We start from the raw sequence: 14,629 nt of genomic DNA, 5'->3' as shown, positions 1-14,629 counted from the left end.
TGGCGTCCCCACGGGGATTCGAACCCCGGTCGCCACCGTGAAAGGGTGATGTCCTAGGCCTCTAGACGATGGGGACGCGTTAAACCGAATTTTGGCTTCTGTCGGACGGCCTGTGTCCGGAGAAGTGGTGGAGCCAGGCGGGATCGAACCGCCGACCTCCTGCATGCCATGCAGGCGCTCTCCCAGCTGAGCTATGGCCCCACGATGCTGGAGGCGGAATTCTACGCGGCCGTGAAGCGTTCGCCAAGTCTTTTTTCTGAAACACCGAAGAAAGAATGCACGCAGCCACTCGACCATCGATGTCGGCGGTTCCCGGCAGTCCGTATCGTCACGCAAACCAAAAGAAAGATCGCACGTGCCGTGTCATTGAACGGCACGCTACAAACAAAAAGCCCCGACCGAGGTCAGGGCTGTCTGCTTGAAACTGGCGTCCCCACGGGGATTCGAACCCCGGTCGCCACCGTGAAAGGGTGATGTCCTAGGCCTCTAGACGATGGGGACGCGTTAAACCGAATTTTGGCTTCTGTCGGACGGCCTGTGTCCGGAGAAGTGGTGGAGCCAGGCGGGATCGAACCGCCGACCTCCTGCATGCCATGCAGGCGCTCTCCCAGCTGAGCTATGGCCCCACGTCGTGAGGAGCGAAATCATAGCGACGGCGTTTTGGATTGGCAAGGAAAAAGTGAAGAAATTTCGTCATGCACGCACGCTCATTCGCCAGGCAGTCGTTGATGGCGCAATCGCAGTGCATTGCCGATCACCGACACCGAACTCAGGCTCATCGCCACCGCCATCGCCATCGCCATCGCCATCGCAATGAACATCGCCAGCAAACCCGGCGACATCACGATGCCGAGTAGATACAGCACGCCGGCGGCAACCGTCGTATCCATCGCGGAGCATCACGCCGTGTGCGTGGCATCACCATCGTCGCGGCACATGCGCTGAAATGGAGCGTGAGTGGTTTCATAGGCGTGCGTCCGTCAACGCCGTCAGGATCGGGCACCGTTCCTGATCGCCATGACCGGGGCAGGCGTCGACCAGGTGCTTGAGCGCGCTGTGCATGCGCTGCAGCTCGCCGATGCGCTGCTCGATATCGGTGAGTTTGTTCACCGCGCTGTCGCGGATCTGCGCTATGTCCTGGCCGCGCTGATCACTGAAGCCGAGCAGGTCGGCGATTTCGTCCAGGCTGAAGCCCAGTGTCTTGGCGCGGCGGATGAACTGCAGGCGGGTCAGGTCGGACTCGCCGAAGACCCGGTAGCCGCCGGCGCTGCGTCGGGCGGTCGGCAGCAGCTGTTGCCGCTCGTAATAACGCACCGTGTCGATGGGCACGCCGGCCAGGCGCGCGAGCTGTCCAATGTTCATGAGCACCTCGTGGATGACCGGCTCATTCTGAACCTTGGAGTGCGCTCCAGGGTCAAGCCTTGCTCAAACCCCACTGGAAGTTCAGCCGGTGTGAAATTTGCAACTAGTTGCATGGTCCTCCTCCCGGGACGTCCGTAGCCTCAGGCCATCTTATGTATCGACCCGTTCTGCCCGGCCTGCGCCGGCAGGCACTGTTCCAGGAGATTGGCCATGGACGCACCCCGCAACACGCTGCAGCCGGATCGCCGGCCGGACAAGCCGGCCCTGATGGAAGTCGGGGTGGTGGAATTCCCCGGCAGCCTGCGCGCCGCCACCCCGGTGCTCTCCGAGCTGGCACAACGCTGCAACCGCACGGTGGCCGCCGGTCGCCGCACCGGCGCACGCATGCTGGTGACGCGGTGGACGATGTCCGCCCGTGGCATGCAGCGCGTTGCCGGGACGGAACTGTTCGGCGATGCGCTACCGACCATCATCGTCGTGCCCGGGAGCGAATCGAGCTGGACCCTGGCACCGCCCGACGAACGCCTGCTGGCCTGGCTGCGGGAATGTCACGAGGGCTGCAGCCTGCTGGCCGGCTGCGACGAAGGCGGCCTGCTGCTGGCGGCAGCGGGTGTGCTGGCCGGGCGTTCCGTCAGCGTGCCCGATCCCGCGCGCTGCCCGCCGCTGCGCATGATGGTGCCCAGCTGGTTGCCCAGCGAGCGCACCCTGGTCGATGACGGGGATCTGTTGACCGCCGCCGGCCAGGATGCCTGGAAGTACCTGAGCCTGCGCCTGCTCGCACGCGTGTATGGGCAGAGCGTGATGAATACCGTCATCCAGCAGCTGCAGCTGGTGATCCCGCGTACCGAACTGGACGATCTGGAGCGCTTCAGCCCGAACTTCGCGCACGGGGACAGATGCATCCTCAAGGCGCAGCGTTGGCTGCACGGCATCGCCGCACGCGGTGTCGGGCTGGAGGACATCTGCGCGCAGGCCGGCCTGGAGCCGCGCACATTGCAGCGCCGTTTCCTGAAAGCCACCGGGATGCGGCCGATCGAGTACTGCCAGCGCCTGCGCATCGCCAAGGCGCAGCTGTTGCTGCAGGCCGGTGGCGTGGTCGACCAGGTGGCATGGATGGTGGGTTACTCCGACCAGAGCGCATTCCGCCGCTTGTTCCTGCGCATCGTCGGGCTGACACCGGCGCGCTATCGGCGTCAGGTGGCGGCGCAACAGCGCGAGCGGGCCGCTTCGCGACCGGTCGGACGGATGGTCGAGGCGGTCCGCTCCGTGGCCTGAATCGCGCGCCACCGGCACGCTTGCTCCATTGACCTCTTGCTGGGACCATGCCGGCGGGCCCGAAGCAACAGCCGTCGCAGCGTGGCAGACCCCGAGCGATGGCGGAGAGAATCAATGATCAGCAGTGTAGGCCCGGTACCGCTTGCGGTCGTGTGGGTGTTGGTGGCCGTCGGTATTGCGATGCTGGTCGCCAGCGTGGTGCGTGCGCCGGCGATCGAGGGCGCGCCGCGTCCGCGATCGGTGGTGGTGGACATGCTGTTGCTGGGCCTGCTGGCCGGTCGCGCCGCATTCGTGCTCTGGCATGTGGGCGATTATGCGCAGGACCCGTGGGGCGTCCTGCGCATCGGCGATGGCGGCTTCCTTCTGTGGCCTGCCCTGGTGGCTGGGCTGGGGTGGGGCGCATGGCGCCTGCGCCGATGGCCTTCGCTGCGTCGGCCGGTATGGGCCGGTGCCCTGGCCGGTGTGATCGGCTGGGCGGTACTGTCCAGCGGTGCTGGCTGGCTGCAGCAATCGCGGGTGACGCTGCCGGCGATCACCCTGACCTCGTTGGAGGGCGCGCCAACGGCCTTGGCCGACACGCAGGGCACGCCGGTGGTGGTCAATCTCTGGGCGAGCTGGTGCGGCCCCTGTCGTCGCGAGATGCCGGTACTGGCCCGCGCGCAGCAGCGCCATCCGGATATCCGTTTCCTGTTCGTCAACCAGGGTGAAACCCGTGAGGAGGTCGAGGGTTTCCTGGCCGCCGAGCGGTTGACGCTGGCCAATGTGCTGCTGGATGAGGACGCGCTCACCGCCGAGCGGCTGCAGGTGCACGCCTATCCGACTACCCTGTTCTTCGATGGGCAGGGCCGGCTGCGGCAGATACACCTGGGTGAACTGAGTGCCGCCGGCCTGCAATCCAAGCTCGACAGCCTGTAACGGTGGTCGCGTTGTCATGTTTATTGAATCCAGGAGTCACCATGAAATTGAAGTCCTCGCGCCCGCTGGGCACCGTGCTTGCCGTGTCGCTTCTGATGGCCCTGGCCGGGTGCAGCCAGGCACAGACGCCGAAGGCTGGTGATGCCGCAGCGGCGAAGGCTGGCGGAGATCGTCCGGCGGTACTGAAGGGCATTGAAAAGCATGGTTTCGAGGTGATCGGCGAGTTTGATGCGCCCGGTGGCCTGCGCGGTTTCGCCGGCGTGGTCGGTGGGCAGCAACCCGCGGCGGCGTATGTCACTGCGGATGGGAAGCACGTGGTCGTCGGCAGTCTGTTCGATGCCAGCGGTGAGGACGTGGGTGCGGCGCCGCTGGAAAAGCTGGTGGCCAAGCCGATGTCCGAGCGCAGCTGGAAAAAGCTCGACGAGAGCGCCTGGGTGCGCGATGGCCGTGCCGATGCGCCGCGCGTGGTCTACACCTTCAGCGATGCGAACTGCCCTTACTGCCATCGCTTCTGGGAAGCGGCACGACCGTGGGTGGATGCCGGCAAGGTGCAGTTGCGCCACGTCATGGTTGGCGTGATCCGCGAAGACAGCCCGGCCAAGGCGGCCGCGATTCTCACCGCGCCCAATCCCAGTGCTGCACTGCTGGAGAACGAGCGACTGTTCGATCGCGGCGGTATCAAGCCGGCGGCATCGCTGACGGCGGAGGTCGCCAACAAGCTGGATGCGAACCAGGTGTTGATGATCGAGCTTGGTTTCCAGGGCACGCCGGGCATTCTGTTCAAGGATGCCCAGGGCATGGTGCAACGCCGCTCCGGCATGCCGCAGGGCGATGACATGACCGTGGTGCTCGGCCCACGCTGAGCCAGCGCGGCCGGCTACACGCCACACCTCGCGCCGGGCCATGCCCGGCGCGTTTCGTTTCGGCTTCGCGCTGCAGTCCAGTATCTCCAGAGGGGCAAAAGCCTTCGGCTTGATTTGGATCAAGGCCGGAATCGCCTGGATCGCTACGCTGGGCTCCATGCGCTCTCCCACGGATTTCCCCGCACGCATCGGATGCGTGGCCTCACGGTCAGAAAAATGCCTGACAACGTTCACGGCACTCTCACTTTGCGATTGTTACTCAAGGCGCTGGCCGACATGCGTGAGCGCGTTGGTCATCAGGGATGAGGGGATCCCGTGCGGGCGAGATGGTCGCGCGCATTGCAGTGCCGGGCTGCGCGCCCGCGACCTGCGGCATCGAGGATGCCGGCCGGCGCGGACGCGCGGGACTGTGTGCGTTTCAAGGAGGATGTGATGCGCTTGGCTGTGTTGACGGTCGCGTGCGTGGCAGCGATGGCTGCGGTGCCGGTGTACGCGCAGGATTCGGCGGCCGCGTTGCGGCAGGACATCCAGACACTGCGACAGACCCTGGAGCAGATGGAGAAACGCCTGGAAGCGATCGAATCCGGGAAGCCTCCTCCCACCTCGCCGGTGGCCACGGCGATTCCTTCGCCGGGCACGACGGCAGTGCCCTTGCCGTCGCCGTCGCCGTCGCCGGCCCCGCTGACCGCCCAGGCCCAGGTGCCGGGCATGGGCCAGGCCATCCTCCCGCAACGTGATTCCGTTTCCGACCCGTCCACCGCCGCGTCCCGCCCGGACAGCGCCGCCGGCCCGACCGATCCCGAGCTGAAAGGCTTTTTCGCGATCCCCAACACCGATACCCTGATCCGCATCGGCGGCTACGCCAAGCTTGATGCGATCGCCGATTCACGAGCGGCCGGTGACCAGGAGCAGTTCATCACCTCGTCCATTCCGGTCGGCAGCGCCCACCGGGATGTGTCCAACTTCACGCTGCATGCCAAGCAGACCCGCTTCAGCTTCGAAGCGCGGCGCCCGACCACGCACGGCAACCTGCGCTTCTACCTGGAGAACGACTTCTTCGGCAGCAGCGACAGCTATCAGTTCCGCCTGCGCCACGCCTATGGCCAGCTCGGCAACACGTATGCCGGCTATGGCTATTCCAGCTTCATGGATGCCGACAGCCTGCCTGACACCCTGGATTTCGCCGGGCCGGGCGGTGCGGGCTACCTGTTGGTGGCCGGCATCCACCACAGCTTTGCGATGGGCAAGGGCAACACGCTCACCGTGGCCGCCGAGGATCCGGACACCCAGTTGAGCAACCCCGCCGAGGGGATCATGCCGGTCGACCAGCTCCCCGATGTCACCGTCACCGCCCGGATGGAACGCGACTGGGGACACCTGCAGCTCGGCGGTGTCGCGCGCAGCCTGGGCTACGACGGCGATGCCGGCGATGGCCGACGCTTTGCCGGTGGCCTGCAGCTCAGCGGCTCGGCGGCCGTAGGCGACCAGGACCTGCTGTTGTTCGGCATGCTCGGTGGTAAAGGTCTGGCGCGCTATACGGCCGACCTGACCGGGTCGGGCATGGATGCAGTGGTGACGGCCGATGGCCGCCTGCAGGCGCTGTCGCTGTACGGCGGCTTCGTCGGATACACGCATTACTGGTCGCCGCTGTGGCGTTCGAACCTGATCTACGGCCAGCTGACCAGCGGGCGCAACGATGCGCTGGCTGCCGATGCCTTCCGCCAGAGCCGCTACGGCGTCTTCAACCTGCTGTGGAGCCCGGCGCCGTCGTGGACGATGGGCATGGAACTGCTCTACGGACAGCTGGAGCAGCAGGGCGGACAGCGCGGCGACACGGTGCGGCTGCAGGGCAGCCTGCAATACAACTTCATCAAGTAACTCCCACCGCCCGGCCTGACCGGGTCCCTGCCTGGCAAAGGAGCAAGCGTCATGGCACAAGCAAAGAAAATCGGGGTCGTCGGGGCCACCTTCCTGGTGGCCGGCAACATGATGGGGTCGGGGGTGTTCCTGCTGCCCTCCAGCCTGGCCAAGATCGGCACTGCCTCGATCTGGGGCTGGCTGATCACCACGGCCGGCGCGCTGCTGCTGGCCTTCGTCTTCGCCAAGCTCGGCAAGCTGGCGCCCAAGGCGGGTGGTCCGTATGCCCATGCGCGTGACTGGTTCGGGCCCTACATGGGCTTCCAGACCAACGCCGTCTACTGGTTCGCCAACTGGATCGGCAATGTCGCCATTCCGATCGCGGCGGTGGGCTATTTCAGCTACTTCTTCCCGATCCTGTCCGAGCCGGTGCCGCGCTGCATCGCGGTGCTGGCGCTGGTGTGGGCGCTGAGCTTCGCCAACGTCATCGGCCCGTCGTTCGTCAGCAAGCTGCAGACGGTGACCACCAGCTTCGCGCTGGTGCCGATCCTGGGCATCGCGATCTTCGGCTGGTTCTTCTTCGACCCGACGATCTTCAAGGGCGCCTACAACGTGTCCGGTGAATCCAACTTCGGCGCGATCTCCAGCGCCGCGGCGTTGACCCTGTGGGCCTTCATCGGCGTGGAATCAGCCTCGGTGACCGCCGGTGTGGTCGAGAATCCGGAGAAGAACGTCGCCCGCGCCACGCTCGCCGGCGTGTTCCTGGCGGCGATCGCCTACATCGCGAGCTCCTCGGTGATCATGGGCATGGTGCCCAATGGCGACCTGCAGGTCTCCGATGCGCCGTTCGCGCTGGCTGCGGCCAATGCCGTGGGCGGGTGGGGCGGGGCGCTGGTCAGCCTGTGCGCCTTCGTGGGTGCCGCCGGCTCGCTCGGTGGCTGGATCCTGCTGACCGCGCAGAGCGCCAAGGCCGCATCGGACGATGGCCTGTTCCCGAGCATCTTCAGCAAGACCAACAAGGACGACGTGCCGGTCAAGGGCGTGCTGATCGTGGCCGTGCTGATGACCCTGGCGGTGCTGGTCACCTCGACCTCCAAGACCGCATCGGCCCAGTTCGACGTGATCACCTCGGCCGCGGTGGTGCTGACCCTGCTGCCGTACATCTACTCCTGCGTGGCCTGCTATTTCGTGGTCGAGCGCTCGCACACGCTGGTGCATACCGGCGCGTTCTGGCTGCTGACCAGCGTCACCGTCGTGTACTGCCTGTGGGCGATCTTCGGCTCGGCCGGCAACATCGTGCAGTACGCCTTCCTGTTCGTGTTGTTCATCACGGTGTTCTATCCGTTCTTCAGCGAGGAGCGTCGCCGCCAGCGCGGCCAGCTTCCCGCGCTCGACGCCGCCGTCCGCACGACGCTTTCGTGATCTTCCCCCAGGAGAATCCCTGTGTACTTCAAGTCCCTTGATTACCCGATCATCGTCATTGACGACGACTACGAATCCCCGCGCATCGGCGGCATCCTGATCCGTGCGCTGGTGGACGAACTGCGCAAGAACGACCAGCGCGTGCTGTGTGGCCTCACGCTGGCCGACGCCCAGGCCGGTGCGCGCACCTATGTGGCGGCTTCGGCAGTGCTGATCTCCATCGACGGCACCGAGGAGAACCCGGAGCAGTTCCAGCGCCTGCTCGGATTCCTGCGTGAGCAGACCGCCCGCCGCGCGAACCTGCCGGTCTTCCTGTACGGCGAGCGGCGCACGATCGAGAAGGTGCCGAGCAAGCTGCTCAAGTTCGTGCACGGCTACATCTTCCTGTTCGAAGACACCAAGAGCTTCATCTCACGCCAGGTGATGCGCGCGGCCGAAGACTACATGGCCAACCTGCTGCCGCCGTTCTTCAAGGCGCTGATCCACCACACGGCCGAGTCGAACTATTCCTGGCACACGCCCGGTCATGCCGGCGGCGTGGCGTTCACCAAATCACCGGTAGGGCGCGCGTTCCACCAGTTCTACGGTGAGAACACCCTGCGCAGTGACCTGTCGATCTCGGTGCCGGAGCTGGGTTCGCTGCTTGACCACACCGGTCCGATCAAGGAAGCCGAGAACGAAGCGGCGCGCAACTTCGGTGCCGACCATACCTTCTTCGTCACCAACGGCACCTCCACCGCCAACAAGATCGTCTGGCATGGCACCGTGGGGCGCGGCGATGTGGTGTTCGTCGACCGCAACTGCCACAAGTCGTTGCTGCACTCGCTGATCATGACCGGAGGCATTCCGGTGTACTTCACCCCGAGCCGCAACGCGCACGGCATCATCGGCCCGATCAGCCTGGAACAGTTCACGCCCGAATCGCTGCAGCAGGCCATCGCCGCCAACCCACTGGCCAGCAAAGCCTACAAGGCCGGCTCCAAGCCGCGCATCGCAGTGGTGACCAACTCGACCTACGACGGGCTGTGCTACAACGCCGAGAAGATCGCCGAGGAAATCGGCAGCGCGGTGGACTTCCTGCATTTCGACGAAGCCTGGTACGCCTACGCCGCCTTCCATCCGTTCTACGAGAACCATTACGGCATGGCCAAGGGCAAGCCGCGCGAACAGGATGCGATCATCTTCACCACGCACTCCACGCACAAGCTGCTGGCCGCGTTCTCCCAGGCCTCGATGATCCACGTGCGCAATGCGGCCTCCCGCGAGCTGGATGCCGAGCGCTTCAACGAGGCCTTCATGATGCACACCACGACCAGCCCGCATTACGGGGTGATCGCGGCCTGCGATGTGGCCTCCAAGATGATGGAGGGCGCGGCCGGTGAATCGCTGGTGCAGGAAATGCACGACGAGGCGATCGCCTTCCGCCGCGCGATGCTGCATGTGCGCGAGGACCTGGGCCGGGACGACTGGTGGTTCAGCGTCTGGCAGCCGGACAAGCTGGAGCGCTCGCTGGCCAAGGGCGACGCACCGGCCCCGATGGTGGCCAAGCGCAGCGAGTGGTACCTGCAGCCGGGCGCGCACTGGCACGGCTTCGAGGGCCTGGTCGACGACTACGTGCTGATCGATCCGATCAAGGTCACCCTGCTGACCCCCGGGCTGTCGATGGATGGCGAGATGGGCCAGCGTGGCATCCCGGCCGCGGTCCTGAGCAAATTCCTGTGGACCCGCGGCATCACCGTGGAAAAGACGAACCTGTACTCGGTGCTGTTCCTGTTCTCGATGGGCATCACCAAGGGCAAGTGGAGCACCCTGGTGACCGAGCTGATGGCGTTCAAGGAGCTGTACGACAGCAACGCGCCGTTGACCCGTGCACTGCCGCAGCTCGCCGCCGAGTTCCCGATTGCCTACGCCGGCTGGGGTCTGCGCGACCTGTGCGATGCATTGCACGCCTTCAACGCCGAGTTCGGCGTGGCCCAGGTGATGCGCGCGATGTACGTGGACCTGCCCGAGCCGGTGATGACCCCGGCCGAGGCCTACGACCACCTGGTGCGCGGCCAGATCGAGCGGGTCGACATCGAGCAGATCAGTGGCCGCATCGCCGGCACCATGCTGGTGCCATACCCGCCGGGCATTCCGACCATCATGCCGGGCGAGCGCTTCGGTGCCAGCGATGAGCCGATCATCCAGTCGCTGCGGATCGCCCGTGAGCAGAACGCGCGCTTCCCGGGCTTCGAGTCGGATGTGCACGGGCTTATCATCGACACCGACGGCGATGCGCCGAGCTACAAGGTGGAGGTGCTGAAGGTCTGACGCCCGCGCGGAGGACCCTCGGCCAGCGATGGATACAGCACGCGAGCAGCGGGTCCTCACGTTTTCCATCGGGGTGACGATGGCGGTCAGCGCCGTCGGCTTCATCGGGGGCCTGCTGGTGGGATCGCAGGCCATCCTGTTCGACGGCGTCTACAGCCTGGTGGACGTGGCGCTGACCCTGGTGGCGTTGTCGGTGCTGCGGCTGGTGGCGCGGGAAGAAAGCCCGCGCTTCCAGTATGGGTACTGGCATCTGGAGCCGATGGTGGAGGCCCTCGGCGGCGCGATCCTGTCGCTGGCCTGCATCTATGCATTGGCCAACTCGGTGATCGGGCTGACCACCGGCGGGCACGAGGTCAAGGCCGGGCCTGCGCTGCTGTGGGCGGCCCTGCTGTGCGTGAGCAACCTGGCCATGGCGGCGTTCGTGCGCATCCGCGCGATGCAGCTGCATTCGGCCCTGCTGTGGCTGGACGTGCGCGCCTGGCTGCTCAGCGGGCTGATGAGCCTGGCCGTGGTGCTGGCGTTCGCGATAGCCTTGCTGCTGCGCGGTGGCGAGCACGCCCACTGGATTCCCTATCTGGATCCGCTGGTGCTGGCCGCGATCAGCGTCGCGGTGCTGCCGGTACCCCTCCGCAGCGCCTGGAAGGCCATGCGCGAAGTCCTGCAGGTGGCGCCGGATACGCTGGATGCGCGCGTGCAGGCGGTGATGAAGGACTTCGTCGCCGAGCACGGCTATCTGGATTTCACCAGCCACGTGGCCAAGATGGGCCGCATGCGGTTCGTGGAAATCCACATCCTGACCCATCCGGACACGGTGATCGGCACCATCGGCAACGTGGACGCGATGCGCGATGAGATCGCCGAGCGCTTGGATGCGCGCGGCAGCGAGTTCTGGCTGACCATCGATTTCACGGCCGATCCGGCCTGGACCTGATTCGGTGCGCAAGCGGAGGGTCCATGACTGCATCGCAGCGTTGCAATGCTCTGCGTTGACCTCAACCGAGGTTGAGGCACGAGACTGCGAACTCACTCCCTGACCAAGTCTTCCCCCATGTTGACCGATGCCCCTGTTGCGCCTGCCGGCCTGTTTGGTTTCATCAATCCGCCCGGGCTGTACGACCCGACCGCGAACGGCTATTCCCACGTTGCCGTGGTGCGCCTGCCGGCCCGCGTGATCCACATCGCCGGGCAGGGCGGGGAGACCGCCGATGGCGTGTTGTCGCCGCGCTTCGAGGTGCAGGTCGCCCAGGCGCTGGACAACCTGAGCCTGGCGCTCGCCTCCGCCGGGGCGACCCTGGCCGGCGTGGCCAAGCTGACCGTGCTGGTGGTGGATCACGATCAGGACCGGCTCGGGATCCTGTCGGATCAGATCGGCCGCCGCTGGCCCCTGGGTCGTGCGCCGACCTGCACGTTGATCCCGGTGCCGCGGCTGGCACTGGAGGGCATGCTGTTCGAGATCGAGGCGACGGCGTACACCGGCTGAGCGATCCGGGGCGGGTCTTTTCATGTGATATACGAAACATATATGATGTGTATATCACTTCAGAGGGCTCGCCCATGGGCATCGTCAACATCGACGACGAACTGCACGACAACCTGCGGCGCGCCAGCGGCGTCTCGGGCCGCTCGATCAACGCCCAGGCGGGTTTCTGGATCAAGATCGGCATGCTGTGCGAAATGAATCCGGGCATGAGCTACCAGGAGATCGTGAGCCGTGAACTGCGTGCCGCCGGGGTCGAACCGGGCGCGCTGCGGGTGGCCGAAGCATGATCAAGACCGCTGAAGAACAGGCGCTGATGCGCGCATCGGGACGCCTGCTGGCACAGGTGTTCGAAGCGCTGGACGGGCTGTCGCTGGAAGGCATGAGCACGCTGCAGGTGAATGACTGGGTCGAGCGTTTCATCGTCGATCAGCTGCACGCCCGCCCGGCGAGCAAGGGCCAGTATGGCTTTGCCTACGTACTCAATAGTTCGATCGACAACGCGGTCTGCCACGGGGTGCCCTCCGCCGATGACATCCTGCGCAGCGGCAGCATCGTCAACCTGGACATCACCCTGGAGAAGGACGGTTACATCGCCGATTCCAGCAAGACCTATCTGATCGGCGAGGTGGACTACGCGGCAAAGCGGCTGGTACGGGTCACCCGCGAGGCGATGTGGAAGGGGATCGGCGTGGTGCGTCCGGGCGCGACGCTGGGCGACATCGGTTTTGCGATCCAGCAACATGCCAAGGCGCATGGCTACAGCGTGGTCCGCGAATTCTGCGGCCATGGCATCGGCCAGGAGATGCACGAGGAACCGCAGGTGCTGCATTACGGGCGCCGCGGCGACGGGCTGGAGCTGGAAGAGGGCATGACCTTCACCATCGAGCCGATGATCAACCAGGGCCGCGCGGCCATCGACATGAGTGACGACGGCTGGACCGTGACGACCCGTGACGGGAAGCTGTCGGCGCAGGCCGAGCACACCGTGCTGGTCACCGCCGAGGGCGTCGAGGTGCTGACGCTGCGCGCGGGCGAGCGGATGCCGGATTGAACCGTCATTCGCTGCGCGTGGAGACCAGTTTGAGGAATGCCTCGTTCTGATACCGGCTCATGCGCAGCTGCTGGCCGGTGTCCATGGTCACCACATGGTGGCCGTTGAACCACGGATGGATCGCCTTGACCCGGCGCACGTTGACGATCGCCGAGCGATGCACGCGCGCGAAGTGCCGCGGGTCCAGCCGCGCGGCGAGGGTGGTCATGGTCTCGCGCAGTTCGTGCATGCGGTCGACCAGGTGGATCTCGACCGTGTTGCGTGCTGCCTTGATCCAGACGATGTCCTCCACCGCCACCAGCACCACATGCTCATCGACGCGCACCGGGATGCGCTGCAGGTAGTCGTCCCGCTGACGCAGTGCATCCAGCGCCTGCAGGATCTGCGCCGAGGCCTGCGTGCCCATCGCGCTTGACGCCGTCACCCGGACTTTGGCCCGCTCAAGCGTGGTGGCAAAGCGCTCGCGGCTGAACGGCTTGACCAGATAGTCCACGGCATTGGCCTCGAAGGCCTTCACTGCGTACTGCTCGTACGCGGTGACGAATACGGTGGCCGGCATCCGCGCCGCACCGATGGTGGCCACCACGTCCATGCCGTTGATCGCAGGCATCTGGATGTCCAGGAACACCAGGTCCGGTGAGTGGCTGCGGATCGCGGCGACCGCCGAGATGCCATCGCCGCATTCGCCGACGATCTCGATCCCGGGATCATCGCGCAGCAACCGCACGATCGCGTGCCGTGCGATGGGCTCATCATCGACCACCAGCACGGTCAGGCTCATGCCGGTGCGATCCCCGGCGACGTCCCCGGGAAGAATTCGGGTGCCTCGTCGGCACTGTCCAGTTCACGGAACGGCACGCGGATCCGGCAGGCCACGCCTTCTGGCCAGAGCATGTCCAGGCGGACGTCGGCGGCATCGCCGTACAGCTCCTTCAGGCGCAGGCGTGTGTTGGACATGCCGATGCCGTGCCCGGCCGATGCGGCCGGTTCGGCCGAGAGGGTGCTGTTGCGGTTGCGGACTTCGATGCACAGCGTATCGCCATCGCGGCGGGCCTCGATCTCGAGGGTGTCGCTGCCCACGCGCTGGCCGATGCCATGGCGCAGCGCGTTCTCCACCAGCGGCTGCAGGATCAGGCTGGGCACCGCGCAGTCCAGCGTGTCCGGCGCGATATACGTGCGGGTGGTGAGTCGATCCTTGAAGCGGGTGCGCTGGATGCCCAGGTACAGCTCGATCAGGTCGAGCTCCTGGCGCAGGCGGATTTCCTGGCCGTCGTAGTCTTCCAGGAACGCGCGCAGCAGTTCGCTCAGGCGCAGCAGCATGTCTTCGGCCGAGACTTTGTCCTCGTCGAGCAGGGTAATGATCGCGTGCAGGGTGTTGAACAGGAAGTGCGGCTGCAGCTGGGATTTCAGCGAAAGCAGGCGCGACTGCGCCAGTTCGGTGGCCAGCTGGCTCGCCTCCAGTTCACGGCGGGCTTTCTCGGCGTGGAAATGGATGGCCTGCTGGATCGCGAACAGGGTCCAGTAGGTCAGCAGCCCGATGGCGAAGTGCTGCTCCAGGAAGTAGCCCAGCTGCTCGAAGAAACCGCTGGGCTCGAACAGAGTGGAGACGATCGCGCCCACCACCATGGCGATGAATGTCATGCAGAAGCTGGCCACCACTTGCGTGCCGAGCCCGTGGAGGCGCCCGCTGCCGCGCACCGGAAAGCGCTCGGCGAGGCGGAACACCATGGGTGCCAGGGCCGCCCAGGTGTACCACTGGATCAGCGACCACCGCAGGAGATCCCAGAGGGGTTGTTGGCTGTTCGGCAGGCCGGCGTTGATCGAGGTCTGCAGGGCGAACACCACCGCCACCGCCGTCCACAGGGCGAGGTAGCGGGACAGGCGGATCCGGGTGCTGCCGAGGCGAATGTACATGGTCGATTCCGGGCCAGGCATCTCTGGCGAAGCTCATCTTAGGCAGGCGGCGTGAGGGCGGGAAGCGCCATGACGGCCCATTACGATTGGCCTGGTCGTGGCGACGATTCGTCCCGGATCGGTTGGCGGCGAGGGCGCGCGGGCGCGTGATGCAGGGGTTCATCACCCGCCTGGAGACGC

The 14,629-nt window shown here is 65.8% G+C and carries 14 protein-coding genes and 4 tRNA genes; 10 read left to right on the top strand and 8 right to left on the bottom strand.

What is annotated here, in order from left to right; translation table 11 throughout:
* The 6 genes from AB9O74_RS04200 to AB9O74_RS04175 all read right to left on the bottom strand — a co-directional run bounded on the left by AB9O74_RS04200 (position 1) and on the right by AB9O74_RS04175 (position 1,362).
* Positions 1-76, bottom strand: a tRNA-Glu gene (locus AB9O74_RS04200).
* A 49-nt stretch (positions 77-125) separates the two neighbouring features.
* Positions 126-201: transfer RNA gene (locus tag AB9O74_RS04195), tRNA-Ala, on the bottom strand.
* Positions 202-425: 224 nt separating this feature from the next.
* Positions 426-501: transfer RNA gene (locus AB9O74_RS04190), tRNA-Glu, on the bottom strand.
* Between the two features lie 49 nt (positions 502-550).
* Positions 551-626 (bottom strand) — tRNA-Ala (locus AB9O74_RS04185).
* An 81-nt stretch (positions 627-707) separates the two neighbouring features.
* A complete protein-coding gene (locus AB9O74_RS04180; RefSeq protein WP_369348549.1) occupies positions 708-890 on the bottom strand; it encodes a hypothetical protein in 183 nt (60 codons plus the stop codon).
* Positions 891-963: 73 nt separating this feature from the next.
* A complete protein-coding gene (locus AB9O74_RS04175; protein WP_369348548.1) occupies positions 964-1,362 on the bottom strand; it encodes a heavy metal-responsive transcriptional regulator in 399 nt (132 codons plus the stop codon).
* A 210-nt stretch (positions 1,363-1,572) separates the two neighbouring features.
* Here AB9O74_RS04175 and AB9O74_RS04170 point away from each other — a divergent pair, with 210 nt between their 5' ends.
* From AB9O74_RS04170 to map, 10 genes are all read left to right on the top strand, one after another.
* Positions 1,573-2,637, top strand: a complete 1,065-nt coding sequence (locus tag AB9O74_RS04170) for a helix-turn-helix domain-containing protein (RefSeq protein WP_369348547.1) — start codon at positions 1,573-1,575, stop codon at positions 2,635-2,637.
* Positions 2,638-2,751: 114 nt separating this feature from the next.
* Positions 2,752-3,552 carry a TlpA family protein disulfide reductase gene (locus AB9O74_RS04165; protein WP_369348546.1) on the top strand — a complete coding sequence of 267 codons (801 nt, stop codon included), beginning with the start codon at positions 2,752-2,754 and terminating at the stop codon, positions 3,550-3,552.
* A gap of 41 nt (positions 3,553-3,593) precedes the next feature.
* Positions 3,594-4,415 (top strand): thiol:disulfide interchange protein DsbG, encoded by an 822-nt coding sequence (gene dsbG / locus AB9O74_RS04160; protein WP_176988663.1) that lies wholly within the window; start codon positions 3,594-3,596, stop codon positions 4,413-4,415.
* Between the two features lie 432 nt (positions 4,416-4,847).
* Positions 4,848-6,293, top strand: coding sequence for a DcaP family trimeric outer membrane transporter (locus AB9O74_RS04155; RefSeq protein WP_369348545.1), 1,446 nt, complete (start codon positions 4,848-4,850; stop codon positions 6,291-6,293).
* 51 nt (positions 6,294-6,344) lie between these two features.
* Complete coding sequence (gene adiC / locus AB9O74_RS04150) at positions 6,345-7,694, top strand: arginine/agmatine antiporter (RefSeq protein ID WP_176988665.1); 1,350 nt, start codon at positions 6,345-6,347, stop codon at positions 7,692-7,694.
* 21 nt (positions 7,695-7,715) lie between these two features.
* On the top strand, positions 7,716-10,004 hold the full coding sequence (locus AB9O74_RS04145; RefSeq protein WP_369348544.1) for an Orn/Lys/Arg decarboxylase N-terminal domain-containing protein: 2,289 nt from the start codon (positions 7,716-7,718) through the stop codon (positions 10,002-10,004).
* 28 nt (positions 10,005-10,032) lie between these two features.
* Entirely contained in the window at positions 10,033-10,935 is a 903-nt protein-coding gene (locus AB9O74_RS04140; RefSeq protein WP_354273284.1) for a cation diffusion facilitator family transporter, read from the top strand.
* A 117-nt stretch (positions 10,936-11,052) separates the two neighbouring features.
* Positions 11,053-11,484, top strand: coding sequence for a RidA family protein (locus AB9O74_RS04135; RefSeq protein ID WP_369348543.1), 432 nt, complete (start codon positions 11,053-11,055; stop codon positions 11,482-11,484).
* A gap of 74 nt (positions 11,485-11,558) precedes the next feature.
* Positions 11,559-11,771, top strand: a complete 213-nt coding sequence (locus AB9O74_RS04130; RefSeq protein ID WP_088433419.1) for a ParD-like family protein — start codon at positions 11,559-11,561, stop codon at positions 11,769-11,771.
* Positions 11,768-12,535, top strand: coding sequence for a type I methionyl aminopeptidase (map, locus tag AB9O74_RS04125; RefSeq protein ID WP_369348542.1), 768 nt, complete (start codon positions 11,768-11,770; stop codon positions 12,533-12,535). The genes AB9O74_RS04130 and map overlap by 4 nt, the downstream gene beginning before the upstream one ends.
* A 4-nt stretch (positions 12,536-12,539) precedes the next feature.
* Here map and AB9O74_RS04120 read toward each other — a convergent pair whose 3' ends face one another.
* A complete protein-coding gene (locus AB9O74_RS04120; protein WP_369348541.1) occupies positions 12,540-13,316 on the bottom strand; it encodes a LytR/AlgR family response regulator transcription factor in 777 nt (258 codons plus the stop codon).
* The gene (locus tag AB9O74_RS04115) at positions 13,313-14,449 is read right to left on the bottom strand and encodes a sensor histidine kinase (RefSeq protein WP_369348540.1); all 1,137 of its coding nucleotides are present in this window, start codon (positions 14,447-14,449) and stop codon (positions 13,313-13,315) included. The genes AB9O74_RS04120 and AB9O74_RS04115 overlap by 4 nt, the downstream gene beginning before the upstream one ends.
* Positions 14,450-14,629 lie beyond the last annotated feature (180 nt).

The sequence above is a fragment of the Stenotrophomonas sp. JAG2 genome (genome assembly GCF_041080745.1).
Classification (GTDB): Bacteria; Pseudomonadota; Gammaproteobacteria; order Xanthomonadales; family Xanthomonadaceae; genus Stenotrophomonas; species Stenotrophomonas maltophilia_AA.
This window is presented reverse-complemented; position numbering and strand designations above follow the sequence as displayed.